The sequence below is a fragment of the Rheinheimera sp. genome (assembly GCF_030824435.1).
GTDB lineage: Bacteria > Pseudomonadota > Gammaproteobacteria > Enterobacterales > Alteromonadaceae > Pararheinheimera.
Genome location: NZ_JAVBXS010000018.1, coordinates 76,646 through 103,261, shown reverse-complemented (window position 1 = coordinate 103,261; position 26,616 = coordinate 76,646). Strand labels below are relative to the sequence as shown.

Annotated in this window: 21 protein-coding genes; 15 read left to right on the top strand and 6 right to left on the bottom strand. The window is 45.2% G+C overall.

All coding sequences use genetic code 11. The features are described from left to right. Positions 1–219 precede the first annotated feature (219 nt). A complete protein-coding gene (gene metK, locus RCH83_RS03495; protein ID WP_306519067.1) occupies positions 220–1,371 on the bottom strand; it encodes a methionine adenosyltransferase in 1,152 nt (383 codons plus the stop codon). Between the two features lie 340 nt (positions 1,372–1,711). Between metK and tkt the strand changes: the two genes are divergently transcribed. From tkt to RCH83_RS03445, 10 genes are all read left to right on the top strand, one after another. Then, a complete protein-coding gene (gene tkt / locus RCH83_RS03490; protein WP_306519065.1) occupies positions 1,712–3,709 on the top strand; it encodes a transketolase in 1,998 nt (665 codons plus the stop codon). A gap of 56 nt (positions 3,710–3,765) precedes the next feature. Next, the gene (gene epd / locus RCH83_RS03485) at positions 3,766–4,818 is read left to right on the top strand and encodes an erythrose-4-phosphate dehydrogenase (RefSeq protein WP_306519063.1); all 1,053 of its coding nucleotides are present in this window, start codon (positions 3,766–3,768) and stop codon (positions 4,816–4,818) included. Continuing rightward, positions 4,805–5,986, top strand: coding sequence for a phosphoglycerate kinase (locus RCH83_RS03480; protein WP_306519061.1), 1,182 nt, complete (start codon positions 4,805–4,807; stop codon positions 5,984–5,986). Before epd ends, RCH83_RS03480 begins: the two co-directional genes overlap by 14 nt. A 119-nt stretch (positions 5,987–6,105) precedes the next feature. Then, the gene (fba, locus tag RCH83_RS03475; RefSeq protein ID WP_306519059.1) at positions 6,106–7,170 is read left to right on the top strand and encodes a class II fructose-bisphosphate aldolase; all 1,065 of its coding nucleotides are present in this window, start codon (positions 6,106–6,108) and stop codon (positions 7,168–7,170) included. A 238-nt stretch (positions 7,171–7,408) separates the two neighbouring features. After that, complete coding sequence (locus RCH83_RS03470; RefSeq protein WP_306519057.1) at positions 7,409–8,182, top strand: DUF3450 domain-containing protein; 774 nt, start codon at positions 7,409–7,411, stop codon at positions 8,180–8,182. 6 nt (positions 8,183–8,188) lie between these two features. Continuing rightward, on the top strand, positions 8,189–9,553 hold the full coding sequence (locus tag RCH83_RS03465; protein WP_306519055.1) for a MotA/TolQ/ExbB proton channel family protein: 1,365 nt from the start codon (positions 8,189–8,191) through the stop codon (positions 9,551–9,553). After that, a complete protein-coding gene (locus RCH83_RS03460) occupies positions 9,553–10,077 on the top strand; it encodes a MotA/TolQ/ExbB proton channel family protein (protein ID WP_306519053.1) in 525 nt (174 codons plus the stop codon). The genes RCH83_RS03465 and RCH83_RS03460 overlap by 1 nt, the downstream gene beginning before the upstream one ends. 13 nt (positions 10,078–10,090) lie before the next feature. Then, positions 10,091–10,492: a biopolymer transporter ExbD gene (locus RCH83_RS03455; RefSeq protein ID WP_306519052.1), complete on the top strand. Its 402-nt coding sequence runs from the start codon at positions 10,091–10,093 to the stop codon at positions 10,490–10,492. A gap of 1 nt (position 10,493) precedes the next feature. Further along, positions 10,494–11,114: an energy transducer TonB gene (locus tag RCH83_RS03450; protein ID WP_306519050.1), complete on the top strand. Its 621-nt coding sequence runs from the start codon at positions 10,494–10,496 to the stop codon at positions 11,112–11,114. Between the two features lie 2 nt (positions 11,115–11,116). After that, positions 11,117–12,373, top strand: coding sequence for a lipopolysaccharide assembly protein LapB (locus RCH83_RS03445; protein WP_306519048.1), 1,257 nt, complete (start codon positions 11,117–11,119; stop codon positions 12,371–12,373). A gap of 198 nt (positions 12,374–12,571) precedes the next feature. On the opposite strand, the gene prsR is transcribed toward RCH83_RS03445, so the two are convergent. From prsR to RCH83_RS03430, 3 genes are read right to left on the bottom strand one after another with little or no spacing between them, the layout of a single operon-like run. Beyond that, positions 12,572–13,966, bottom strand: coding sequence for a PEP-CTERM-box response regulator transcription factor (gene prsR / locus RCH83_RS03440; RefSeq protein ID WP_306519047.1), 1,395 nt, complete (start codon positions 13,964–13,966; stop codon positions 12,572–12,574). 25 nt (positions 13,967–13,991) lie between these two features. After that, positions 13,992–16,034, bottom strand: coding sequence for an XrtA/PEP-CTERM system histidine kinase PrsK (prsK, locus tag RCH83_RS03435; protein WP_306519045.1), 2,043 nt, complete (start codon positions 16,032–16,034; stop codon positions 13,992–13,994). Continuing rightward, positions 16,034–16,777: a serine protease gene (locus RCH83_RS03430; RefSeq protein ID WP_306519043.1), complete on the bottom strand. Its 744-nt coding sequence runs from the start codon at positions 16,775–16,777 to the stop codon at positions 16,034–16,036. The genes prsK and RCH83_RS03430 overlap by 1 nt, the downstream gene beginning before the upstream one ends. A 144-nt stretch (positions 16,778–16,921) precedes the next feature. On the opposite strand from RCH83_RS03430, the gene RCH83_RS03425 reads away from it, so the two are divergent. The 4 genes from RCH83_RS03425 to RCH83_RS03410 all read left to right on the top strand — a co-directional run bounded on the left by RCH83_RS03425 (position 16,922) and on the right by RCH83_RS03410 (position 20,934). Continuing rightward, entirely contained in the window at positions 16,922–17,785 is an 864-nt protein-coding gene (locus tag RCH83_RS03425; RefSeq protein ID WP_306519041.1) for a patatin-like phospholipase family protein, read from the top strand. Between the two features lie 84 nt (positions 17,786–17,869). Then, positions 17,870–18,730 (top strand): PEP-CTERM/exosortase system-associated acyltransferase, encoded by an 861-nt coding sequence (locus RCH83_RS03420; protein WP_306519039.1) that lies wholly within the window; start codon positions 17,870–17,872, stop codon positions 18,728–18,730. 31 nt (positions 18,731–18,761) lie between these two features. Then, positions 18,762–19,661 carry a ThiF family adenylyltransferase gene (locus RCH83_RS03415; protein WP_306519037.1) on the top strand — a complete coding sequence of 300 codons (900 nt, stop codon included), beginning with the start codon at positions 18,762–18,764 and terminating at the stop codon, positions 19,659–19,661. A gap of 379 nt (positions 19,662–20,040) precedes the next feature. Next, the gene (locus tag RCH83_RS03410) at positions 20,041–20,934 is read left to right on the top strand and encodes a PEP-CTERM sorting domain-containing protein (protein ID WP_306519035.1); all 894 of its coding nucleotides are present in this window, start codon (positions 20,041–20,043) and stop codon (positions 20,932–20,934) included. A gap of 816 nt (positions 20,935–21,750) precedes the next feature. Here RCH83_RS03410 and prsT read toward each other — a convergent pair. Both prsT and RCH83_RS03400 read right to left on the bottom strand, forming a co-directional pair. Then, entirely contained in the window at positions 21,751–24,510 is a 2,760-nt protein-coding gene (gene prsT, locus RCH83_RS03405) for an XrtA/PEP-CTERM system TPR-repeat protein PrsT (protein ID WP_306519033.1), read from the bottom strand. 93 nt (positions 24,511–24,603) lie between these two features. Next, on the bottom strand, positions 24,604–24,840 hold the full coding sequence (locus tag RCH83_RS03400) for a phosphopantetheine-binding protein (RefSeq protein WP_306519031.1): 237 nt from the start codon (positions 24,838–24,840) through the stop codon (positions 24,604–24,606). Positions 24,841–25,002: 162 nt separating this feature from the next. Between RCH83_RS03400 and RCH83_RS03395 the strand changes: the two genes are divergently transcribed. Continuing rightward, complete coding sequence (locus tag RCH83_RS03395) at positions 25,003–26,604, top strand: acyl-CoA ligase (AMP-forming), exosortase A system-associated (protein ID WP_306519131.1); 1,602 nt, start codon at positions 25,003–25,005, stop codon at positions 26,602–26,604. Positions 26,605–26,616: the final 12 nt, after the last annotated feature.

Here is a 26,616-nt window from a genome sequence, read left to right as displayed (position 1 = left end):
TTATAAGTGTTGCTGCAGAAGTGAATAAAGTGATTTTTCACAGCCAGTTATAAAAATATCTGTTGGTGAACGCAACAAAAACATTTGATTTGTGAATGACTTGATAAGACTTTTTTCGTGCAGAGAATCGCACTTTTTGTAAATCAGCCTGGAGCAAGCACAACAAAAAGGAGAGCCTGAGCTCTCCTTTTCACGGCATAAAACAGCTGTACTGCTGTTTTACAAACCTGCGTCAGCGCGCAGCGCGGCCGCTTTGTCGGTTTGCTCCCAAGGGAACTCGTTACGGCCAAAGTGACCATAAGCAGCTGTTGCGCGGTAGATTGGACGTTCCAGTTGCAGCATTTCAATCAGACCATAAGGGCGCAGGTCAAAATGACGGCGGATAAGCGCAATTAACTGGTGCTCTTCCATCTTGCTGGTACCAAAAGTTTCCAGACTGATTGAGGTAGGCTCTGCTACACCAATGGCATAAGACACCTGAATTTCACAACGTTCAGCAAGACCGGCAGCCACAATGTTTTTGGCAACATAACGGGCAGCATAAGCAGCTGAACGGTCAACTTTGGATGGATCTTTACCAGAGAAAGCACCACCACCGTGACGAGCCATACCACCGTAACTGTCGACGATGATTTTACGTCCGGTTAAACCACAGTCGCCCATAGGGCCACCAATCACAAAACGACCTGTTGGATTAATAAAAAACTTAGTGTTTTTAGTTAACCATTCAGCTGGCAGCACAGGCTTAATAATGTGCTCCATCACAGCTTCACGTAAATCCGGGGTAGAAATGGTATCGCAGTGTTGGGTGGACAAAACCACAGCATCAATACCAACAGGCTTGCCGTTTTCATAAATAAAAGACAGCTGAGATTTTGCATCAGGACGTAACCAGGGCAGGGTGCCGTCTTTGCGCACTTTGGCCTGTTGCTGTACCAGACGGTGTGAATAAGTAATAGGTGCCGGCATTAATACATCAGTTTCGTTGCTGGCATAACCAAACATCAGACCCTGGTCGCCTGCACCCTGATCACGCGGGTCTTTTTTATCAACACCCTGATTGATGTCTGGTGATTGTTTACCAATAGCGCTTAACACAGCGCAGGAATTGGCATCAAAACCCATATCAGAATGCACATAACCGATTTCACGGATAGTGCTGCGGGTTAATTCTTCAATATCAACCCAGGCCGAAGTTGTGATTTCACCACCAACCAGTACCATACCGGTCTTAACGAAAGTTTCGCAGGCGACACGGGCTTTTGGATCTTGTTCCAGAATGGCGTCCAGTACCGCATCAGAAATCTGGTCAGCGATCTTATCCGGATGTCCTTCAGAAACAGATTCTGAGGTAAAAATGTGTTGTGCCATGTAACGTGTTCCACAAGTTGGTTGTTAATGCGCCAGGCGCTGGAATTTTGGGCTGCGTATTCTAGAGAAAGTAAAATGCCATTGCCAGCATTTTCTGCCGCCCGGACGTCTTTCATGCTGTCACTATACGCTCTATCGCAAAAGCGGATCAAAACTTTGTGAATAAAGCCCTGTTTGAAGATTAAAATTTGCCAATAGTCTGTGGCTCTGGGAAAATACCGCCGAACTAATGCCACCATGTAAAAAAGCCAACGCAGCACAATGTTACGCCGTCAGAGCGACTCTGCGTTGAAGACCACAATAACCGGATAACCATCTGACAAAAGTAGCAGGAGTGACAATGCCATCTCGTAAACAACTCGCCAACGCCATCCGCGCCCTGAGCATGGATGCAGTACAAAAAGCCAAATCGGGTCACCCAGGTGCACCTATGGGCATGGCGGATATCGCCGAAGTACTGTGGCGGGATTATTTAAACCACAATCCACAGGATCCGGGCTGGCCAAATCGTGACCGATTTATTCTCTCCAATGGTCACGGCTCTATGCTGTTGTATTCTCTGTTGCATTTATCAGGTTACGATTTATCTATTGACGATTTAAAACAGTTCCGTCAATTACATTCAAGAACACCGGGTCACCCTGAGTATGGTTATGCACCTGGTGTTGAAACCACCACTGGGCCTTTAGGCCAGGGCATTACCAATGCAGTGGGTATGGCGATTGCAGAAAAAGCACTGGCGGCTCAGTTTAACCGTCCTGGTCACAACATTGTTGATCACCACACTTACACCTTTTTAGGTGATGGCTGTTTAATGGAAGGTATTTCTCACGAAGCCTGTTCTCTGGCCGGCACTTTAGGCCTGGGTAAACTCATCGCTTTTTGGGATGACAACGGTATTTCTATTGACGGTCATGTTGAAGGCTGGTTTACCGATGATACCCCGGCCCGTTTTGAAGCTTATGGCTGGCATGTGGTGCGCAACATCGACGGTCATGATTCAGAAGCTGTACGAGCCGCTATTGATGAAGCCCGTGCCGTGACCGACAAACCTACTTTAATTTGTTGCAAAACCATTATTGGTTATGGCTCGCCGAATAAATCAGGCAGCCACGACTGTCACGGCGCACCGCTGGGTGACGCAGAAATTGCCGCTTCCCGTGAGTTTTTGCAATGGGAACATGCACCATTTGAGATCCCGGCCGACATCTATGAAGGCTGGAGTGCAAAAGCCAAAGGCGCTGCCGCTCAGCAAAGCTGGCAACAACAATTTGCCGCTTATGCAGCTGCGCATCCAGAACTGGCAGCAGAATTGTCACGCCGTTTAGCGGGCGAGTTGCCAACTGATTGGCGTGAAAAGTCAGATGCTTATATTGCCCAATTGCAGGCAACGCCAGCTGCTATTGCCAGCCGTAAAGCTTCACAAAATGCCTTAAACGCTTTTGGCCCATTATTGCCGGAAATGTTGGGTGGATCTGCTGATTTAGCGGGTTCTAACCTGACCATCTGGTCTGGCAGTAAAGGCGTCAGTAACGAAGATGCCAGCGGTAATTACCTGTATTACGGTGTACGTGAATTTGGTATGTCCGCCATCATGAATGGTATAGCGCTGCACGGTGGTTTTATTCCTTACGGCGCCACTTTCCTGATGTTTATGGAATATGCCCGTAACGCAGTGCGTATGGCCGCTTTAATGAAACAACGGGTGATTTTTGTCTACACCCACGATTCAATTGGTTTGGGTGAAGATGGCCCAACCCACCAACCGGTGGAACAATTAGCTTCATTGCGTGTGACACCAAACCTGATGAACTGGCGCCCGTGCGACCAGGTGGAGTCGGCAGTGGCATGGCAAGCAGCCATTGAACGCACCGAAGGCCCAACTACGTTAATTTTCACCCGCCAGAATTTAGCCCAACAAGCTCGCACGCCAGCACAGGTTGCTGATATTCGCCGAGGTGGTTATGTGCTGGTCGATTGTGCTGGCACGCCAGAGCTGATTTTTATTGCCACTGGTTCAGAAGTAGAGCTGGCGGTGCAGGCAGCAGCTCAGTTAACAGCCAAAGGCAAAAAAGTGCGGGTGGTTTCTATGCCATCAACTGACGTGTTTGAAGCGCAGGACGCCGCTTACCGTGAAGCTGTACTGCCATCTACAGTCACCAAACGTGTTGCTGTTGAAGCTGGTATTGTTGACTGCTGGTACAAATACGTTGGTTTAACCGGCAAAATCATCGGCATGACCAGCTTTGGTGAATCTGCGCCAGCCGAGCAGCTGTTTGAATATTTCGGTATTACCACCGCCAAAGTACTGGCGGCCGCCGAAGAGTTATTGGGTTAATCCCAACAAATAAAGGGGCAGATTGCCCCTTTGCTTTAACTGAATTTCGGAACAGCATGACTATTCGAGTTGCAATAAACGGCTTTGGCCGGATCGGTCGCAATATTCTGCGTGCCATTTATGAAAATAATCTGCAGCAGCAGATCCAGGTGGTTGCTATCAATGAGCTGGCGGATGCCAAAGGCATGGCGCATTTGCTGAAATATGATAGTTCCCATGGCCGTTTTCATTTTCCGGTTGAGCTCAACCAGCAAGAGCTGAGCGTGGCAGGGGATGTAATTACGCTGTTTCATCTGGCTGATCCGGCAACTTTGCCCTGGGCAGAACTCAATGTTGATGTGGTTTTAGAATGCACTGGTGTATTTTCAAGCCGCGCTGATGCGATGTTGCATTTAACAGCCGGCGCCAAAAAGGTGCTGTTTTCGCATCCGGCAGGCCACGATATCGACGCTACTGTGATTTTTGGGGTGAATCATCAACAACTGACCCCGACAATGCGGGTGGTTTCTGCCGGCTCCTGCACCACCAACTGTATAGTGCCGGTCTTAAGTGTATTGGATGAAGTTTTTGGTGTGGAAAGTGGCACTATCACCACCATTCACGCTTCAATGCATGACCAGCAGGTGATTGACGCTTATCATCCGGATTTACGCCGTACCAGAGCTGCCAGCCAGTCTATTATTCCGGTTGACACTAAACTTGCCCGGGGTATTGAACGCATCATGCCGCATCTGGCCGGTCGGTTTGAGGCCATTGCAGTGCGCGTGCCGACGCTGAATGTGACGGCCATGGATTTAAGTGTCACCCTGCATCAGGATGTGACAGTGGCAGAAGTGAACGCCGCTTTAAAAAATGCCAAAACAAATTTATTACCGCAGATTCTGGACTACACCGAAGAGCCTTTGGTGTCGGTCGACTTTAATCATGATCCACATTCCTGCATCGTGGATGGCTCTCAGACCCGTGTCAGTCATAAAAGACTGGTGAAGTGTCTGGTTTGGTGTGACAACGAGTGGGGCTTTGCCAACCGGATGATCGACACCGCCCTTGCCATGATGCAATCAGATTCTACTTTTCTTTCAGAAGGAGTTTGTCATGTCAGTAATTAAGATGGCTGATTTGGATTTAGCCGGAAAACGTGTGCTTATCCGCGAAGATCTGAACGTGCCGGTAAAAAACGGCAAAGTCACCTCGGATGCCCGGTTACGTGCGGCTTTACCAACAATTGAACTGGCACTGGCCAAAGGCGCCAAAGTGATGGTTTGCTCGCATCTGGGCCGGCCGGAAGAGGGCGTTTATGACGCCGAATTCTCGATGTTGCCTGTGGTCGACTATCTGAAGTCTGCATTAAAAGCTCCGGTTCGGTTAGCAACAGATTACCTGAATGGTATTGAGCTGGCTGCCGGTGAAGTCGTGGTGTTTGAAAACGTACGTTTTAACAAAGGCGAAGGTAAAAACGACGAGGCTTTGTCACGCAAACTGGCGGCTTTATGTGATGTTTTTGTGATGGACGCTTTTGGGACGGCTCACCGCGCTCAGGCCACTACTCATGGTGTCGCCCGTTTTGCCCCTGTTGCTTGCGCTGGCCCGTTGCTGGCAGCTGAGCTTGACGCTTTGGCAGCTGCGCTTAAAAATCCAAAACGCCCTTTAGTTGCTATTGTTGGCGGTTCAAAAGTTTCGACTAAACTGACAGTGCTTGAGTCTTTGTCGACTGTGGTTGATCAACTGGTGGTTGGTGGTGGTATTGCCAATACCTTTATTGCGGCAACAGGCCACAATGTTGGTAAGTCGCTGTGTGAAAACGACTTAATTCCAGAAGCTGCGCGTCTGATGGCTGCAGCCAAAGCGAACGGCGGTAATATTCCGGTTCCTACTGATGTGGTGACGGGTAAAGCTTTTAGTGAAGACGCTGTTGCTGAGTTAAAACAAGTTGCAGCCATTGCCGCTGATGACATGATTTTTGATATTGGACCAGACAGTACCGCAGATTTAGTTAAGATCCTGAAAACTGCCGGCACCATTGTCTGGAATGGTCCTGTAGGTGTATTTGAATTTGACCAGTTTGCTGCAGGTACTAAAGCAATTGCTGAAGCTATAGCACAAAGTGATGCCTTTTCGATTGCCGGCGGTGGTGACACTTTAGCGGCTATTGATAAATATGGTGTTGCAGATCGGATTTCGTATATCTCAACAGGTGGTGGTGCTTTCCTGGAGTTTTTAGAAGGTAAAGTGTTACCTGCGGTTGAAATTCTTGAGCAGCGTGCAAAAACGATGTAAAACTTTGATTAATATGCAGTGGCATTAAACCTTATGACCAGAACTATCTGGCACCCGGCAAAGACTGGGCGGGTTGAAACGCTGTATTCCCTGATACCCTACAGTAAAGAGAGACAACTATGGCTTTAATATCGTTACGTCAGATGCTGGATCATGCGGCTGAATTTGGTTACGCAGTACCCGCATTTAACGTCAACAACCTTGAACAAATGCGCGCCATCATGATGGCTGCCGATGCAACTGACAGCCCGGTGATAGTGCAGGCGTCAGCCGGTGCCCGCAAGTATGCCGGAGCACCTTTTTTGCGTCATCTGATTCTGGCTGCTGTGGAAGAGTTTCCGCATATCCCTGTGGTGATGCATCAGGATCATGGCACGTCACCGGCAATTTGTTTACAAGCCATTCAGCTTGGTTTTTCATCAGTGATGATGGACGGCTCTTTAGGCACTGATGGTAAAACACCGACAGATTATGATTACAACGTTGATGTGACCCGCCGTGTTGTTGAGATGGCGCACGCAGGTGGCGTGTCTGTCGAAGGCGAACTGGGATGTCTTGGCAGTCTCGAAACAGGCGCTGCAGGTGAAGAAGACGGTATCGGTGCTGATTGTGTATTAAGTCATGACCAGATGTTAACAGACCCGGAAGAAGCAGCGCAGTTTGTCAAAGCAACAGGTGTTGATGCGTTGGCCATTGCTTGTGGCACTTCGCATGGTGCATACAAATTCAGCCGTCCGCCAACGGGCGATATTCTGGCCATTGACCGTATTAAAGAAATTCATGCCCGTATTCCGGACACCCACTTAGTGATGCATGGCTCAAGTTCAGTGCCTCAGGAATGGTTGGCTGTTATTAATGAATTCGGCGGTAAAATTCCGGAAACTTATGGTGTTCCGGTAGAACAAATCCAGGAAGGGATCAAACACGGCGTTCGTAAAATAAACATCGACACTGATTTGCGTTTAGCCTCAACAGGTGCTATCCGGCGTTTTATGGCACAACACCCGGCAGAGTTTGATCCACGCAAGTATTTACAAGCATCTGTTATTGCGATGACGGATATTTGTAAAGATCGCTACCAGGCCTTTGGGGCTGCTGGTCAGGCGTCAAAAATAAAAGCCATTTCTCTTGAGAAAATGGTGAAGTTATATGAGTCGGGAAAGCTCACTCCGAACATTAAATAAACGGAAAAATGAATGATTGTTTAAAATTTGATATTCAAATATTTAAACAGTAATTCCGGGTAAAAATGCAAGCAGAATTTGTTGCAAAACATTTGCTGGAGGGTTTGTCGTTATATTGACAACCCCCAGTTTTGCTGCAATGATGCGGGCGGTTTACCCTCTAACCAGGTCATGTTTTATTACAAAACAGACCTTCACTATACAGGTTACGTTAATCAGCAATTATTGGTTGGGAACTATGTCTAACAATAACATCCGTAAAAGCCTGATCGCATCAGCATTCGTTGGTGCCTTCACTTTAGTAAGTGGAGTTGCATCAGCAACTACTTTAGCTGAACTGCAAAAAGCACACGCGCAAACCGCAAATGCTTCAGCTCAGTCTCAAGAAAAAATCAACAATATCTATGATCAGTCGCAAGAATTGCTGGCTGAGTACCGGGCATTGGTTGAACAAACTGAAAACCTGAAAGTTTACAACGATCACGTTGCTAATCTTGTTGCTGACCAGAATGCTACTTTAGCTTCTTTGGATAAGCAGATTGGTACTATTGAAGGTACTAAGCAAGGTATCGTTCCATTAATGTATAAAATGGTTGATACGCTGGAAGCTTTCATCAAAGCCGATATGCCAATTGATATCACTAAACGTTTAGAACGTGTTCAGCGTTTACGTGACGTGTTAGGTAATGCTTCAGTGAACACTTCTGAGCAGTACCGTTTGGTAATTGAAGCTTACCAAATCGAAAAAGATCTGGGCACGACAATGACAACTTACACTGACAAGCTGAACGTTGGCGGTCAGGAAATCACCGTAAACTACGTTTACGTGGGTCGTGTAGCTCTGTTAGCTCAATCTCTGGATGAAAAACAAGCCTGGATGTACAACAAAGCATCAGGTCAGTGGGAAGCTCTGGGTCAAGAGTACCTGGAATCTACCAAGTTTGCGATTCGTGTAGCTGGCAAACAAGCTGCCCCAGAATTGTTAAAACTTCCAGTGTTAGCAGCGGAGTAAGAATAAATGAAGAAAGTGTTTAAAGGTTTAGTAATTGCAGCTGCGATGACTATGTCTGCTGGCGTGTGTTTAACTGCTGCTGCAGATACGGCAAAATTAGATCAGCTGTTAGAGCAAGTTAAAAAAGACCGTCTGTCAGAAGGCAAAATCGATCAGGCTCGCGAACAAGAGTTCCTGTCTGACCGTGCTGACAAACAAGCGCTGTTAAACAAAGCAAAAGCTGCTTTTTCTGCAGAAGAAGCCCGCGGTAAATCGTTAACTCAACAATTTGCTGATAACGAAGGCAAACTTGCAACTAAAGAACAGGAGCTGCAAACAGCTCAGGGTACTTTAGGTGAAATGTTTGGTATCGTTCGTGGTTCTGCCACAGAAACAATTGGTGCTATTGCCACATCTAACATCAGTGCTCAGTATAAAGGCCGTGAAGAACTGCTGAAAAAACTGTCTACTGCTAAAGAGTTACCAACAATTTCTGAACTGGAAGAGCTGTGGATCGCTCTGCAAACAGAAATGACAGAGTCAGCAAAAGTATCTAAATTTGAAGGTACTGTAGTTGCTTTAGATGGCACTTCTTCTCAGGCAAGCGTTACCCGTGTTGGTTCATTCAACCTGATTTCTGATGCCGGTTACCTGGTGTACAATGCTGATACCAAAGAAATGCAACCTCTGGCAAAACAGCCTGAATCGCATATCGTATCTGAAGCGACAGCGTTTAAAAACGCCACTGCAGGTGAACTGAAACCAGTTTATGTTGACCCTACAGGTGGTAACTTACTGCGTCTGAAGACTCAGGAAGCTACATTGGAAGAACAGTTCCACCAGGGCGGTACACCAGGTTACGTAATCACTGTATTACTGATCATCGGTTTATTAATCAGTGCCGTGCGTTATGTAGCTCTGACTGCAGCAGCGTCAAAAATCAACGCTCAGCTGAAAAACCTGTCAAATCCAAACACCAACAACGCTTTAGGCCGTATCCTGAAGGTATACCACGACAACAAGTCTGTTGACGTAGAAAACCTTGAGCTGAAACTGGACGAAGCTATCATGCGTGAAACTCCTGATATCGAAAAAGGTATCGGTATCCTGAAACTGATTGCTGCTGTAGGCCCGTTGTTAGGTCTGTTAGGTACAGTTATCGGTATGATCGGTGCGTTCCAGGTGATTACTCTGCACGGTACTGGCGACCCGAAAATCATGGCTGGTCAAATTTCAATGGCATTAGTAACAACTGTACAAGGTCTGTTATGTGCTCTGCCACTGTTGTTTATCCACTCTATGTTACAAACGAAATCAAATTCAATCCTGCATATCCTGGATGAGCAAAGCGCTGGTATCATCGCTGCTCACGCGGAGAAGGAGAAAGCGTAATGCATAGCCTGATAGAGCTTTGGGAATCTGTCAGGGATTTTATCGCTACCGGCGGCGATGTACTTTATATTGTCGCCTTCGTGCTCTTTGTGATGTGGGTTTTAATCATTGAGCGCTTTTGGTTTATCAATCGTGAGTATCCTGCTCTGCGCAATAAAATTGTTGCAGACTGGCATGCCCGCGCAGATACAACCTCTTGGTATGCGCATAAAATTCGTGACGCGTGGGTGTCAGAGGCATCTACCAAACTGAATGACCGGATTAATGTAATCAAAACTTTGGTTGCTGTTTGTCCAATGGTCGGTTTGTTAGGTACTGTGACCGGTATGATCGCCGTATTTGAAATTATGGCGGTACAAGGTACCGGTAACCCAAGACTGATGGCATCTGGTATTTCAATGGCAACAATTCCAACTATGGCTGGTATGGTTGCATGTTTATCAGGTGTGTTTGTAACGTCCAAACTGGAAGCTAAGGTGAAGTCAGCAGTTCATGAGTTAGCTGACAGCATGCCTCATCATTGATAGAGAGTATTTTATGGCACGTAAAATTAGACGTGAAGCCGAAGAGGCAGCAATTGACTTAACGCCAATGCTGGACGTTGTGTTCATCATGCTGATCTTCTTCATCGTAACTACATCGTTCGTGAAAGAAGCAGGTATTGATGTTAACCGTCCAAAAGCGGCAAAAGCACAAACCAAACCTTCTGCCACCATTTTTGTTGCGATTCGCGCAAATGGTGAAATTTGGATGGACAAACGTGCAGTAGACGTTGAGCGTGTAGGTGCAACAGTTGAAAAGCTGCTGGCTGAATCTCCAACCGATACCGTAATTGTTCAGGCTGATAAAGAAGCGAAGCATGGTGTTGTGGTTCAGGTAATGGACCAGATCAAGCTGGCAGGTATCGAGAAAATTTCGATCGCTGCGGAGAACAAGTAATATGGTACGGTTATTACTTTCACTCATAGTCGGTGCGGTAATAACGTTTTTCCTGTACGTATTGATGGCGTTCCTGGTTGACGGGGATGATACCTTCACCAATGCGAAAAAGGATTCGATCGTTATTGAAATAAACTCGACGCCGCCTGAGTCTAAAGCTCAGACGCGGACTCGTGTTCCGCCGCCGCCGCCACCGCCGCCGCCAGAGCCGCCAAAACAGCAAGTCGTATCTGAAAACAATACGAATGATGCTGGTACTATTGGCTTTAATGCTCCAACAGTCGATGTAGGTGGTGTAAGTACAGGTCTTGGTGATCCATCCGCAGCAATGATGCGTGATGGTGACGCAACGCCAATTGTGCGTATCGAACCTAAATATCCGGTTCAGGCAGCACGGGATGGTATTAACGGTTGGGTACAGTTACGTTTCTCCATTATGGAAGACGGCAGTGTTGATGAGATTGAAGTCATTGATGCGCAGCCAAAACGTGTATTTGACCGTGAAGCAATCCGTGCACTGAAACGTTGGAAATATTCACCGAAGATTGAAAACGGTAAAGCTTTGAAGCAAACAGGCCAAAAAGTGCAGCTGGACTTCAACCTTGATCAGGCTGGGGGTTAATCATGAAATTGAATAAACTGACATCAGCTTTGGTCGTATTTGCAACTATCAGTGCTATTTCGTTGCCGGTAAGTTCAGCTTACGCAGCTCCGGATGCTGCAAAAATCGCTGAGCGTAAAGCAAAGAAATCACAAGCCGTTGGCGAAAAGGTCGGTAAAGCAATAGGTAAAGCTTACGAGCTTTACAGCGCAGATAAAATTTCTGAAGCTATCGCAACACTGAGTGGTATTGAGCCATCTGCTGCCTTTGATAAAGCTTATTTATACAAGTTCCTAGGTACTTTGTACGCAGAAAAGGATCCTGCAAAGGCTCTGAAAATGCTGACAGATGCTGCAAAACTTGACGTATTAAGTTTTAATGATCAGGCACAGTTGTATCGCACTATTGCAGACCTGAACTTAGGCGCCAAAAAATATCAGGACGCTTTAAACAACTATAACAAATGGATGGATTTCACTGGTGAAACCAATCCTGATGTGTATATGCGTATAGCGAACTGTTATTACGAAATGAAGCAATACACCAAAGTTATTGCTCCGGCAGATGCCGCTATTGCTCTGATGAAGACTCCTAAAAAGGATCCTTACATCATGAAGCTGGGTGCATACTATGAAAACAAGCAGATCAAAAAAGCGATCGAAGTGCTTGAAACCATGGTTGTTGTATTCCCGGATGATAAGCAATGGTGGGTACAGTTAGGTAACTTCTATAACCTGGACGAACAGTATTCAAAAGCTCTTGCTGCTGTTGATCTGGCGTATAAACAAGGTTATCTGAAGACTGAGAATGAAATTAAGTTGTTGGCTAACCTGTACAACAACAATAACATTCCTCACCGTTCTGCTGCGTTGCTTGAAAAGCATATGAAGGCCGGTTTGTTGAAGAAAGATCGTGGTGTACTGACCAGTATTGCCAGTTCTTACAACTCATCGCGGGACTTTGATAAAGCTGCTTTTTATTACGGCGAGTTGGCCAAGCTTGAAAATGATGGTGAAGTTTATCGTCGTCAGGGCTTGTCTTACTTAATGGCTGGTAAACAACCTGAGGCAATTTCTGCATTGCAGAAAGCACTGGAAGTTGGTGTGAAAGATAAGGGTAAAGTACATACAGCCCTGATCGAAGCATACTTTTATCAGTCAAAGCTGAAAGAGGCTTATCGTCATGTTGAGTTGGCTCGCGCCAACGGACAAGAAAAAGTCGCGAACAGCTGGGGTCCGTATATCAGAGAACGAGCCAGTAAAAAAGGCATCACTCTGTAAGACGTCAATAATAAAAAACCCGCTTCGGCGGGTTTTTTATTATGTCAATTTATGTGGGTTGTCAAAGAACCGGAATGGATGCAGCAGCTATCAGTGCACCTTGCCGTTCAGTCGGCCTTTTAAGTTCATCACCAAGCAGTACTCTGCATTCTAGCCGTTCGAACGATAAGCAATCATAGCCCTAAGCTGCTTATATGCTCAGAGTTCCTCTGTATTCGGTAACGATGCATCACTTTCACCCAGATTGTTACGTAAATCCAACATTTTATATTTTTCAATTAAAGCGTACAGCGTAGGGCGGGTGACCCCAAGCAAGTCTGCTGTTTTCGATAAATTGCCGTTGGATAAATTGTAGGCGTGACGTATGGCCTGTGTTTCTGCCTGTTCACGGACTTTTCGCAGCGTCACAGGTGCAAATTTGCCTTCGATGTCGACCTGCAAACCTAAATCCTCAGCACTGATAAATTTGTTATCAGCCATGATCACTGCAGACTTGAGTTTATTCTGCAATTCGCGGATATTGCCGGGCCAACGATGGCCGAGCATCGCATTCATAGCGTCTTCAGTAAAACCTTGAATATTTGTATTAAATTCATGATTAAATTTTTGCAGCAGGGACTTTGCGATAACGATAATGTCCTGACCCCTGTTGCGCAGCGGGGGGATATTTAAAGTAATTTCGCTGACACGATAAAACAGATCCTCACGAAAGCTTTGTTCGGCAACCATTTCAGCAAGATTACGGTGGGTGGCGCAAATCACACGTACGTCAACTTCAATCTCACTGCGTCCGCCAACACGTTCAATAACCCGCTCCTGTAGAAAACGTAACATTTTGGCCTGGAGAGCCAACGGCATGTCGCCAATTTCATCGAGCATCAGAGTGCCGCCATTTGCAGTTTCAATTTTGCCAAGGGTCGTTTTGTGAGCGCCGGTAAAAGCACCTTTTTCATAACCAAAAAGTTCGCTTTCCAGCAAATTATCCGGAATAGATGCGCAGTTAATGGCGACAAATGGTTTGCCGGCTCTGGGGCTTTGTTTATGAATTGAACGGGCAAATACTTCTTTGCCAGTACCGCTTTCACCAAGTAACAGCGTGGTAATTTCGGTTGGCGCAATTTTTTCGACCATACGGCAGGCTTTGAGAATGGCCTCGCTGTTGCCGATAATGTCCTGGCTTTTGTAGTTCGAGGCTTTCAGAGCACGGTTCTCTGCTTCCAGCTCTGCAAGGCGAAAAGCCCGGCCAACGATGATATTCAGGACGTCAACATCAATAGGCTTCTGGTAATAATCGTAAGCGCCTAAAGCTACAGCCTGCAGTGCATGTTCAGTGTCAGTACTGCCCGTGATCACTATCACTTTTGTATCTGGATTATGCTGCAAAATTTCTGTCAGACAGGCGAGCCCCTCAGACGCGTTAGTGGGATCCGGCGGTAAACCTAAATCCAGAGTAATAACAGCAGGTTCATAACGTCTGACTTGCTGCAGTGCTGATAAACGGTCATCGGCAAATACAACTTCGTAATCAGTTAAACTCCATTTTAATTGTTTCTGAATGCCGAGGTCGTCATCAATAGCTAACAATGTTTTCATATCACGTTCCGTGTAAAAATTTCGCTTAGTTTAATGGAAGGCGGATGCTAAAGGTAGAGCCAATATTAAGCTTACTTTCAACAGTGAGGCGGCCGCCATTTTGCAAAATAAAGTTTTGCGCGTCATAAGCACCAATTCCCATACCCGCATTACCTTTGGTGGTATCAAATGGCTTAAAAAGTCGCTCACGGATGAATTCTTCGGTCATGCCACAACCGGTGTCGCTGATTTCCAGCAACATCGACTGTTCGTCACAATTGAGTGAAATCGTGACAGAACCGTGCTCAGACGTCGCCTGTTGTGCATTGTCAATTAAGTGAAATAAGATGTTACCGAAACGCTCAGCATCAATCATTAATTCACAGTCATGGTAAATGTTCAGCTGTGGCAAAGGTGCATGGCCATTACAACGTTGCTCAATCAGAGAATGCAGCATATGCCCGATTTTTACTCTGATCGTTCTTTCCGAACTTGTCTGTTTATTGGTGAGCTGAGACAACATATTTTGCAGTCGCTGCTGCATCGCTTCAATGGTGGTAAAGGCATCATCAACAAATTCCGGATTATGACGGTGTCGTTCGGCATTTTTTAATAACATGTCAATTTGTGCTTTGATGTTTTTAAGGTCGTGCACCACAAAAGCAGACATCCGGCTAAATGCAACAAATTGGGCGTTTTCCGACAGCGCTTTGCTGGCTTCACTCATAAACAAATAACTGCTGATTTGCTCTGACACGGCGCTCATATAATCCCGCAGTTCCCAATTGAGTTTAATTTTTTCATTCACTTCAGGTTGCAACAAGCAACAACCCCATAGTTTATTATTCTGCTGGATGGGCACTAAAAGTGAAAATCCAGGCTGTTTCACGCCAGCTTGCGTTAGCAGCTGTACCACGTGTTCATCCTGGCGATCGGTAAAATCGAGCAGCCAATATTTATGATTAAATTCACGCCGGTAAAGCTGCGTTAGTTGCAACACAGTTGGAGCCGGCTGATAACCAACAGAGTGGGCCAGCAATACTGCTGTACCGTCAGGTGCAAATTTAATTAAGGCACCGTGACTGTAACCAATAGCCTGACACCAGGCTTGCAGACATACAGTAGGCGCATTCTGGTCAACAATTTCAATCTGTTTCAGTTCGCGGCTCAGTTCCACCCATTTCAACCGATAATCAAAAGTATTGGCAAAAAAGTGTTTTTCAATGAATACCTTAGATTTTCGTCTGAGCGTGTTTGAAAACAGCATGACCGACAACACAACACAACCGGAGACAACAAAAACCACTTGTAATAATGTTGTCCAGTCACCACCAAAATAGCTCAGATAATAACCGACTACCGCCAACATGCAGAGGTAAATCCCTGCACCAAGTACCATTGAACTTTGCAAAACGATGTCCCGAGACACATATACATTGATGCCCCATGACTTAATCCGTTTTACCGCGACAACTAAAAATGGCAGCATCATGACATGCACATAACCACGAGCCTGCCATGTCTGGCGATTAACTTCTCCGAGCAATGCAGCTTCGGCCAGCAGGTAAAAATCAAACAACAAACTGCCACCTACGGCAATTACCAGAGGCTTAAACTGCCACTTCTGGATACCCGACTGCCGGTAAATGGCTTCAACCATGGCCAGTAATATGACTGTCAGCACCAGCGCAGCCAAGAGTTGAATTTGTATTTTGATGTCTGCTGTAAGCCCGGCAGCCAGCCACAAGACAAATACAATCAAAACCAGACGTAGTTTAGGTTGCCATAATAACTGGGCTAATTTTTGGTCGGTGCGGGACAAGGCAGAAAATAAGAATAAAGCCAGGCTGTATTTCTGCAGATTTTCCAGCAGGAACGACCACTCTGTGCTGAACGGCAACATTTCGGACGTGCTGTTGATATATGCCCAACCAATACAAACAAGGGTGTAAATGCTTAACAGTCTTTTTTGGGCATTATTTGTTTTGACTGTCAGTAACAAAGCCCAGAACAACAGGTAACCTAAACCAGCCATCCAAAATCCATAAAGGCCAAATTCAAGCGTGGCTGGGAATAACACATCTGTCATTATCGTTGTACCATCAGCTGTTTTAAATGGGTAACCGGAATTGCAAAAGTAATACCGCTCGGGTCGCTCAGTACAGCTTCACGGCTGGCTTTTACCAAGACCATATTTACCACTGCTACCACCTTGCCGTCCGATTGCCGGTATAAGGCGCTGCCGCTATTGCCTGGGTATGCGGTTCCATCTAACTGGTACACAGGGTAGGGCTGTTGCAACTGTCTTAAGGTTCTGGGGTTTAAGGTGGTGGAATGGTCCGCCGGGATAGCAATAGGGGTTACAGCACTGACAATGGCTCTGTGGGTTGCCGGGTAAAGTCCAAGCACCGCTGTGATTGGATAGCCGGTAAATGCAACTTCAGTTCCTTCGTCCACGGTTTCGTCTGCGGCAAGTTCAAGAAAAGGCAAATTTTTGCCAATTTGAAGCAATGCTAAATCATGTTCTCTGCTGGAACTTATTTGCAGGATTTGATGCATTTGTGGTTGCGCTCCGTGCCCTGACAACACCACATAACTTTCGTTTTTTGTGATGTCGAGCACTTTTTCAACAACATGAAAGTTGGTTGCAATCCTGTTGCCAGGTGCAACCGCAAAGCCACTACCAATAAGCTTCAGACGTGGTGCTGATGTGGGATTGTAAACAGCAATTGCAACAACTGAGGGCTTGATCTGTGGTATCAACTTTGAAAGTTCAGCTGATTCTACATCAGATGTCACAATGAATAAAAATAACAGAATGATCCGTATCATATTTTGTCCTTAAGTACTGATGTAAACCACGATTTTTACAGTGTAACTGTTGCTTTATTAGCTGGAAATGAAATTCGCAACTTTAGCAAATTCGATCATACTCATTCAGACTGTCAGACGGCGTTCGCAACAGAGGACTTACAGGTGTCGTTGCATACAGAACTTACAACAAAAGAAATTGTTCCTATTTTTTCCGGAGGCGGAACCCGTCTACCCTGCTACATTGGTATCCTGAATGCATTAGCTGAGCTTAATTTAGAGTTTAAACACGTGGTCGGAGTTTCCGGTGGCAGCATAGTAGCGGCATTGCTCGCATCCGGTAAGACAATGAAAGAAATGAAAATGTTAGCTATTGAAACAGATTTTAAACAGTTTCGTGGCTTCTCATTGTTGAATCTTTTGCGAACAGGCGGGCTTTCCAGTGGTGACATTTTCGAACAATGGATAGATAATCAGTTGGAAGGTCAAACTTTCAGCGACATGAAACTGGATTTACATGTACTGGCAACAGATATTAATGGTGGCGGTCCTGTGGTATTTAACAGGATTAATACGCCGGATTTAAAAGTTTCTGCTGCAGTCAGATATTCGATGTCTATCCCTTTGCTGTTTTCGTTTAAAACGTTTGAAAATCACGTGATGGCTGATGGTGTCATACTGGCTGAAGATGCCTTGCACCAGGATTGGTCGTCGCACGGTGTTCCGGTCATATGTTTTCGTCTGAAAAGCGAAAGTGAACATCGCCCTGTGCCAAGACGAAGGTTTTTACCATTAGTGTCCTACGTGCTGATGTTGATCCAAACTTTTATGAATGCGATGTCGCGAGAGTACGTCCATGCACAGTACTGGCATAACACTATTGTCATCAACACCGGTAATATTTCGTCAGTGAAGTTTGATATGACCAGTGAAGAAAAAGAACGGCTGTACGAAATTGGCTATATCACTGCATTTTCAGTGATCCCAATCAAGTTGAAGAGTTATATTTTTGAAACAGCAGTACGATAAATCATAATGTCTGAATGTTTTGTAGTATAAACAGGTTCAGTTAATTTACAGTTGTAACTGAGCTTTCTATAAACGGGGAATTTTATGAAACAGCTGAAGAGCTTAGTGGATAAGCCAATCATCGGTGGTATTGTTAAAAAGGCAATTTCTTCGCTGGCCAGTAATGAAGCAAACTCCATTTCCGAGCATTTTTCGATGTATTTAAAACCACAGATTGCAAAATCTGATGATCTCCGGCGCGAAGTTTATAAGCTAAGACATCAGGTCTATTGTGAAGAACTTCATTTTGAAGACGTGCGCCAGGGATATGAAGAATTCGACGAATTTGATCCCAGAGCGATACACTGTTTTATTCGTCACCTGAGCTCAGATCAGCTTGCAGGTACAGTAAGACTCATTACATCGGCCGGTGAAGACCAATTATTGCCGATGGAAAAGTTTTGCCTGCATGCAGTGACAGACACAAAATTGCACCCGCGGAACTTTGCCAGAAATGAAATTTGCGAAATGTCCAGATTGGCGGTGCCTGCTGCTTTTCGTAAACGTCAGATTGATAAGTTTGCTGGGGTTGCGACTGGTGCTATTGATGAAACAGTATTTTCGGCAACTGAGCTAAGATGCTTCCCTTACATTGCTATCTGCCTCTATATGGCGGCAGCAGCAATGTCATACAAAACAAAACGGTATCACACCTTTGTGATGATGGAACCGCGACTGGCGCGTAGTCTGAGTTTTGTGGGAATTAACTTCACAAAAATTGGCGATACAATAGAATTTCATGGCCAAAGAGCACCTTATTACATAGACTCAAGAACCCTAAAAAAATCAATGAGTTCAGGTTATTTGAAGTTGCTTGAAGCCGTAGAGTACGATCTGTTCCATACCGAAACGGAAAAATCTGAATCTGAAGATGGTTATTTCGGTGCTGTACTGGCGATAGTTTAACTGCGGCAGATAACTGCTATGGAGTGGTGTGGTGACAGAATATAAATTTGATTACAACGAGGCTTTTTCCAGAAATATCGGCTGGGTCACTGCTGAAGAACAACAAATTTTACGTAATACCAAAGTCGCGATAGGCGGTCTGGGTGGCGTTGGTGGCGACCACGCCATAGTTTGTGCCCGACTGGGGATTTCCCGTTTTAATATTTCAGATTTAGATACTTACGACGTACCAAACTTCAACCGGCAGGCTGGTGCATCTATGCTCACTTTGGGCTTACCAAAAGCCGAAGTGATGGAACAAACGCTGCGTAATATTAATCCTGAAGCGCAAATCCAAAACTTTAATACAGGCATCAGTGAAGCCAATATTGAAGAATTTTTAGATGGCGTCTCGGTTTATATTGATAGTCTTGACATTTTTGCGTTAGAAATCAGACGCAAGGTTTTTCAGCGTTGTTATGAAAAAGGCATACCTTGTATCACGGCGGCTCCAATGGGAATGGGCACAGCAATGCTGGTATTTATGCCGGGTCAAATGACGTTTGAAGAATATTTTTGTATGCAAGAGACACCAGCTGACGCGACAGATGCGCAAAAACAGCAGATCTTCAGCGACAATATTATGCGTTTTGTCATTGGTGTCTCACCCTCAGTGCAACAAAGACATTATCTGGTCGAGCGCAGTTCGGTGAACTTTTTTAAAAAGAAAGTTCCTTCAACTTGCATGGGGATTTCGTTGGCCGCCGGTGTACTTTGCACCAATGTACTGAAAATTATTCTTAAAAGAGGTGAAGTGATATGTGCACCAAGAGGGTTACACTTTGACGCATACCGCAACAAACTTATTAAAACCTGGCGTCCTTTCGGTAACAACAACCCTCTGCAAAAGTATATGTTCTGGCGATTGAAAAAAATTCTGCAGATGAGTTGATGCCAGCTTAAATGACATCAATAAAAAGCCAAACTTAGTTTTGGCTTTTTTTATCTGTTTAAAACTCCGCTTTATCGTCATGCAAAGTGCTGTTTGGCTGTCTACACCGGGTATCGCGATAACGCCCTTGCTGTTGCTGTATTGTGAATGAATCCGCGCACCTCGGGTGTTTTTGTAGCGACTATTGCCATGCTGAACGGTTTTTTTGATTGCTTAACTTATAAAGTTGTCGGTCAAGATCTGTCAGGATTTTTATCACCCCATATCGCTCACATAATAAAATCCTTTAGAAACAATAAGATAATATATGGCACGCATGTTGCTTTAACTGGAGAGATAGATACAAATACGACGCCCCGAATTTACAGGAGAGTAGAATATGAAATTTAAAGCTTTAGCCCTCGTAGGCGCACTGTTAGCAGCTCCAGTTGTAGCTCAACCAATCTACATCGACATCGGTGCTGATTATGGTGGAAATGCAAACACTGCTGCCGGTACTACCACAACAGGTTGGTTGGAAGAGTTACAGTTCAACTATAACTCTTGGTCACAAGTGTTTGACTCAAACAACAACTTTACTATCGATGCCGGTGATGTAATCACTTCATCAGGTGGCTTGTTAGGTTCAGGTTTTAACAACTTTATCGCCCAGTATGGTAACAACTCTATCAGCTCATTTTTACCACAAGAGTTTGGCGCATTTGGTCCAAGCAACAATGGTTATAAATCTGGCTGGGAACTGAGCTTTGGTTTTAACAACCTGACTGGTGTAATTGACGGTTTTGGTGGTGTGAACTGGGTTAGTGGTACCATCTCTTTTTATGCAACAACTAACGTTGGTGCATGTGCCGGTGCGAACAACATTAACTGTTTCACACGTCTGTTTGACATGAACGTAACCAACGGTGGCAACATTCCAAGTGCTACTATCCTGAATGGTTACCTGAGCAACTTCAATACAACTGACAGCATCAATGGTGTTGTTGCCGGTGACATTTTTAACACCGAATATCTTGGTAGCAACATGTCATTCCGTGATATTCACGATATGTTGGCGCTTGATGGCAAACAACAAAACTTCCAGTTCCTGGTTGACCAAAACGTAGCAGCTTTACCAGCGGTTACCGGTTACAACCCAGTGACTAAAACTTTCACTTTAGCTCGCGCACTGCACGATGGTTCACTGGCATTTGATGTGCCAGAACCAACGTCAATCGCTATCTTAGGTTTAGGTTTACTGGGCTTAGGTTTAAGCCGCAGAAAACAAGCTTAATAAGCTAAACAAATAAAAAAGCCAGCTTTAGCTGGCTTTTTTATTGTCAATTGAAACCACCTCCCATCAAGGTGGTTTTTTTATATTTACCTTTACTCAGAGAAATTGAACAACAGATTCTGGTATCAAAGTTGATCAATGCGCATCCAAAGCAACTTTAGCCAGAACCCTCCTTTCTGATTATCATTATGCCGCTCTTTATGATGTATAGTGATGTGCGCTGCTGTTATATCTTTATTCTGCTTGTTTGTACTTTAAATGATGATTGTTATGCTACGTTACTGTTGTGTTTTATATTTCTGCTAACAGTTAGCTGGATTTTGTTGTGATGTTGAGCCATTAATACAATATTTCGTCAGTTATGCGGGTGTCATTGTTTAGCTATTATTTCTGGCCACACAACGAAGGAGTAGATTGGCATGACTACAGCCAGGTACAGATGCAGGCTTAAACAGTGTTCCGTAAACAAATCAGCTTTGTACAGGTCGAGTGTCGGAAACAGCTTGATTTGAGAAATACAGCTGGAGCTTGCAAGTTTTAGCAAACATTCAATAACCAGGTTTGATCTTACAAAAATCAAAAAATCAGTAAAACAAAACTCAGCTCAATACTCAATATTTGCTTAGGGTAGGCGTGCCAGCTAAACAGCAGTGAAATCCTAAAAGACGGACCGGAAAATATAACGCCTGCAGTGCCTGTGGCAAAACCATGGGACCAGGCTGGCTGAGTTGGTAATAAACCAGCGACATAGGCGGTGGTTTTAAATTTACAATAAAAAGGGCCCGTAATGGGCCCATTTTCAGCAAAATTAACAGGCTATTTTGCCTGAGCTTCCAGTTCCGCTTTGCGTTTTAACGCCGCTTCATCAGTGGTTTCTATGCTGCTCAACTGTGCCAACGCTTTGTTTTTATCGCCATTTTTAATCAAAGCTTCGGCATGATTTAATTTTACGTCCACATTATTTGGCCGGATCTCAAGTGAAGTTGCGAATGCAGCTTCTGCCTCTGACGATTTCCCAAGCTTTAATAAAATCTTGCCATGAGTGTCCAGTACATCCGGATGGCGTGGTGCCAGCTTTAATGCTTTTTCAATATGCACAGCGGCTTCTTCTGCTTTGCCTTGCTCGGCCAGCAACCAGGCATAGTTATTTAACACCACATAATCATTGGCATTTTTACTCAGAATATCCTGATACGTTTTTAACGATTCTTCCGGTTTTTCCGACAGCATATAGTTGGCATATAAACCCTGCAGTGCAGCGTTTGCGCCATGGGTGTCAATATGTTGTTTAATCAGAGCTGCAGCTGCAGTTAAGGATTTTTGTGAAGCTGTCAGTTCAGCCAAAGCAGCCAGCGCCGCCGGATTTGGCTCTTTCTGATAACTTTGTTCAAGTGCTGCCATTGCATTGGTCGTTTCACCACTTTTTGCCAGCAAACGACCTTTCAGATATAACACGCTGGCTTTGTTATTCTCTTCATCGCCGAGCAGCGCTATTGTTTTTAAAGCACCGCTATAGTCTTTTAGATCGGCCAGATAAGCAGCTTTACTTCTGAGCAGTACCGGGCTGTTTGGGTTGGTTTTCAGGTGTTTATCAATAATTTCAACAGCTCTGGCCATTTCTCCACTCTGGGCCAGTGCGCTCGCGTACGAAAGCTCAGCATCAACAGAGTTCGGGCTGTATTGCACCCATTCCCTTGAAATGGCTAGCACCTGCTGTTTGTTTTTCAGCTCAGCATGGGCGTTTAATAACAAAGCCCAATACATTGGCGGTTTATCTTTAAACTTGGCCGCTGCGTCAGTCAGGGTAGCTACTGTGGCTGCAGCATTTTTTTCAGATAAATAAATGGCTGCCGTAGTTAAGCGAATATCATTGTTATCTGGGTTGGCTTTGAGCATTTGTTCAGCTTTGGCAACTGCCTTGTTTGCTTCATTCAGCTCTTTGCTGACGGCATAATATTGCGACAGGGCAGGCACGTAACTTGGATCCGACTCCAGCGCTTTTTCGAGTAATTTTGCCGATTCCGGCAATTGTTTTTCTTTAATCGCAACCATTGCCTGCAGCATCAGTGTAAATGGGTTGTTGGCGCTGACCGCCTGCGCTTTTTCCAGCATCTCGCTGGCACTTTTATTATTGTTTTGCAATAAATCGACATAACCTTTTAAGTTATATGCTAAAAGTGCAGATTTTTCTTCTTTCAGCCATTGATCGGCAAGGGCGCGGGCTTTGTCAAATTTCCCCATACGGATGTAGGTTTGCGCCAGAATAATGCGGGTTTTGTCCTGGGAAGGATCTGCAGCCAGAACATCTTCCAGCTCAGATACCCCTTGTTCCCTTAAACTTTCCACACCCAACTTCACAGTCGCCATAATGGTTCGGGTGGCGTTGTCCGTTGGTTTTGATTGGTCATACTTTTCAATCAGTTGTTGGGCGGCAGTTAATGAACCTTGTTTCAGCAACTGATAAGAGGTTGCCGCAATCATCTTGTAGTCAGCGTTACCAATGTCTTTTTTCAGCAACGAAGCACTCACCTCGTCAGCCCGGCCAGCGTCCAGCAATAAGCCGGCGTACATGGTTTCCAGTTGTGGGTTGGCAGGCAATAGATGTTTAATGGCATCCAGATGTGCCAATGCCTGGCCTGGCAATTCCAGATTGATGGCGCTTAAAGCGGCAAGTAATCTGGTGCTGCTGTCTTTCATACCGGCATTAATAGCGCGCTCAGCATGGTCTTTGGCTTGGGTGTAATCTTTTTTCTCGTATAGAGTGACGGCTTTTAAGTAGTTCGCCAAAGGCTGATTAGGATAACCTTTCAGAATAAGGCTCAGTTCTATATCGGCTTCATCAAATTTTTCCAGCTCAACCAGACTCTGGCTTAACATCAGGCGGGCGATAAAATCACGTGGCATCAGGCCGTTATACAACCTGAAACTCTCCACAGCAGCTGCATGTTGGTTAAGCGACTGCTGCAGTCTTGCTTTAATTAACAAAGCTTCACTATACAGCGGACTGGACTCAGTGACCTGAGCAATCAGCGTTAAGGCAACGTCTTGTTTCTCTGCGGCAATTTGCAGGTAACCTTGCGCAATAGCTGCAACATCGGCATTGCGTTGTTGTTGTGCCAACACATCAAAAAAGCTCAATGCTTCATCTTTATTGCCAGACTCAAGTTCCACCAGTGCACGGTACAAATTCAGGTAGTCGTGCTGAGATTCGCTCACCTCTTTATCATTGGCAAAAAGCTCAAGGATGGGTTTGTTGTCTTTGGCAGCGTAATAACTTTTAAACAAAGGCACAGCCACGGCATCTTTGTTGGCGCCTAGTTTTAAGGCACGGTCCAGCTCTTTGGCTGCAGCAAGCACATCGCCGGTTTTCAGGTGCACTTTACCCAGGGCCAGCCGGTAGTCTTTGTTTTCAGGCTCCTGTTGTACCGCCGATTTTAATTCAATCACCGCCGATGGGTAGTTATTGTTCTGCAGAAATTGTTGTGCGTCGGCATAATGTGCCGCGCTGTCTTTTTTACTGCATCCACTGAGTAAAGCCACCATTATTGCGGCGGCTAACAGGCTGGGTTTTTTCATAAACTACACTCCGGGTTAACTCAGATTGACTGAGTGATTATCCTTAAATCTTCAGCAATTGTGTTGCTGGCCTACACGAAGCCAGCATCTGAATCAGGCTTGTTTTTGTTCAATAAAAGCGAGCAGAGAACCAAATGTTTCAAAAACTTCTGCTGAAATTTCATCGTCATCTACATGAATACCCAGTTGCTCTTCAAGGCTGGTGATCACACCAATCACCGCCATAGAGTCAAACTCGGCAATGGCACCCAATAAACCGGTGTCGGTTTGATAACTTTTATTAATTTGCAGAACTGAATTGAGAATGTCGGTAAGTAACTGATGTGTCATGGGTCGATCCTTGATTACGGCGTTAATATCAACAAATCACTGACATAAGCTGCTTTTACATCGAACAAATGAAATCTGTCGGTAAAATACTGTCGGCTTTCTGTTTAAAGTGATTTATTATTGCACACAAAGGGATTAAATGTGAATTGTCTTCAGGGTCATATGATTACCAACCTCCATGATATAGTGCGGCAAAGCACTTTGCAGTTCCCAGAAAGAATTGCATTAAAATTTAAAAAAGAATCAATTAGTTATACAGAATTTGCTGAAATGACAGAAACGGCTGCCAGTCGTTTTATTCAGGCAGGTCTGCATCGGCATCAGCGCCTTGCGGTGTTTTTGCCCAAGCAATTTGAAACTGTAACCAGCTTTTTTGCCACTTCGCGTTGTGGTGGTGTGTTTGTACCGGTAAATCCAGCTTTAAAGCCGTTACAAGTGCAACACATTTTACAAGACTGTAACGTACGTATTTTGGTCACCAGTAAAGACCGTTATGAAGTGCTGGCTGAATCTTTGGCCCTTTGTGAAGACTTACATACGGTGTTGCTGGTTGATGTTGCCGAAGACTTTCAGCAGCAACAAGGGCATTTGTTTATTGCCGCTTTTCACCATCACAAAGCAGAAAAAGCCGCATTGAGTGAAAGAGTGGCGCCAACAGACGCTGATATGGCTGCCATTTTGTATACCTCAGGCAGTACCGGCAAACCCAAAGGGGTGGTGTTGTCGCATCGTAATATGATTGTTGGTGCACAAAGTGTGTCCAGCTATCTGCAAAACAAGCCTGAGGATGTAATTCTGGCGTTATTGCCGCTCAGTTTTGATTATGGCTTAAGCCAAATCACCACAGCTTTTTTAAAAGGCGCCACAGTAGTGTTACTGGATTTTTTCCTGGTGCAGGATGTAGTGCGCGCGATAGAACAACATCAGGTCACTGGACTTGCTGCTGTGCCACCGCTCTGGGCGCAGCTTGCCAAGGCAAAATGGCCAGAAGGTGCTTCAGATTCAGTGCGTTACCTCACCAACTCTGGCGGCGCTATGCCGGACGCACTGCTCAGCCAATTGCAGGGTATTTTCAAAAATGCGGCGCCTTATCTGATGTATGGTTTAACCGAAGCTTTCCGCTCTACCTATTTACCGCCGGCCGATTTACCCCGTAAAAGAGGTTCAATGGGCAAAGCTATTCCCAATGCCGAAATAGTGGTGGTGCGGGAAGATGGTTCTTTATGTGGCCCGAATGAACCTGGCGAGCTGGTGCACCGTGGGGCGTTGGTGAGTTTAGGCTATTGGAATTCACCGGAAAAAACCGCAGAACGTTTTAAATTTGACCCTGTAATGCCCAAAGGTGCTTTATTGGCACCTATGGCAGTCTGGTCTGGCGACACCGTCAAATATGACGAAGAAGGGTTTTTGTATTTTGTTGGCCGTCGCGATGAAATGATTAAAACCCTGGGCAACAGGGTCAGCCCAACCGAAGTGGAAGAGGCTGTGTATGCACTGGACCCGGCTATTGTTGACGTGGCGGCTTTGGGCATTCCGCATCCTGAGCTGGATCAGGCCATAGTTGTATTGGTTGCAATGCAACATCAGCAGGAAGTAGATACCAATGCCTGGTTGTTACAGCTGAAAAAAGCGCTGCCTTCTTTTATGGTGCCAAAAGTGTTGTTGCAAAAAGACAGCCTGCCCAAAAATGCCAACGGCAAAATTGACCGTAAATTACTTTCTGGTGAATACCAGCATTATTTTTCTGAAGGACAAAATCTGTGAACGCGCCAACAG

Bases quoted from the DNA above. Each gene is read 5' to 3' on its own strand.
- epd (WP_306519063.1), top strand. From the start codon at position 3,766: ATGACTATTCGAGTTGCAATAAACGGCTTTGGCCGGATCGGTCGCAAT.
- RCH83_RS03430 (WP_306519043.1), bottom strand. From the start codon at position 16,777: ATGATACGGATCATTCTGTTATTTTTATTCATTGTGACATCTGATGTA.
- RCH83_RS03455 (WP_306519052.1), top strand. From the start codon at position 10,091: ATGGCACGTAAAATTAGACGTGAAGCCGAAGAGGCAGCAATTGACTTA.
- RCH83_RS03395 (WP_306519131.1), top strand. From the start codon at position 25,003: ATGATTACCAACCTCCATGATATAGTGCGGCAAAGCACTTTGCAGTTC.
- RCH83_RS03400 (WP_306519031.1), bottom strand. From the start codon at position 24,840: ATGACACATCAGTTACTTACCGACATTCTCAATTCAGTTCTGCAAATT.
- metK (WP_306519067.1), bottom strand. From the start codon at position 1,371: ATGGCACAACACATTTTTACCTCAGAATCTGTTTCTGAAGGACATCCG.
- tkt (WP_306519065.1), top strand. From the start codon at position 1,712: ATGCCATCTCGTAAACAACTCGCCAACGCCATCCGCGCCCTGAGCATG.
- RCH83_RS03460 (WP_306519053.1), top strand. From the start codon at position 9,553: ATGCATAGCCTGATAGAGCTTTGGGAATCTGTCAGGGATTTTATCGCT.
- prsT (WP_306519033.1), bottom strand. From the start codon at position 24,510: ATGAAAAAACCCAGCCTGTTAGCCGCCGCAATAATGGTGGCTTTACTC.
- RCH83_RS03465 (WP_306519055.1), top strand. From the start codon at position 8,189: ATGAAGAAAGTGTTTAAAGGTTTAGTAATTGCAGCTGCGATGACTATG.
- fba (WP_306519059.1), top strand. From the start codon at position 6,106: ATGGCTTTAATATCGTTACGTCAGATGCTGGATCATGCGGCTGAATTT.
- prsK (WP_306519045.1), bottom strand. From the start codon at position 16,034: ATGACAGATGTGTTATTCCCAGCCACGCTTGAATTTGGCCTTTATGGA.
- RCH83_RS03470 (WP_306519057.1), top strand. From the start codon at position 7,409: ATGTCTAACAATAACATCCGTAAAAGCCTGATCGCATCAGCATTCGTT.
- prsR (WP_306519047.1), bottom strand. From the start codon at position 13,966: ATGAAAACATTGTTAGCTATTGATGACGACCTCGGCATTCAGAAACAA.
- RCH83_RS03420 (WP_306519039.1), top strand. From the start codon at position 17,870: ATGAAACAGCTGAAGAGCTTAGTGGATAAGCCAATCATCGGTGGTATT.
- RCH83_RS03480 (WP_306519061.1), top strand. From the start codon at position 4,805: ATGTCAGTAATTAAGATGGCTGATTTGGATTTAGCCGGAAAACGTGTG.
- RCH83_RS03445 (WP_306519048.1), top strand. From the start codon at position 11,117: ATGAAATTGAATAAACTGACATCAGCTTTGGTCGTATTTGCAACTATC.
- RCH83_RS03450 (WP_306519050.1), top strand. From the start codon at position 10,494: ATGGTACGGTTATTACTTTCACTCATAGTCGGTGCGGTAATAACGTTT.
- RCH83_RS03410 (WP_306519035.1), top strand. From the start codon at position 20,041: ATGAAATTTAAAGCTTTAGCCCTCGTAGGCGCACTGTTAGCAGCTCCA.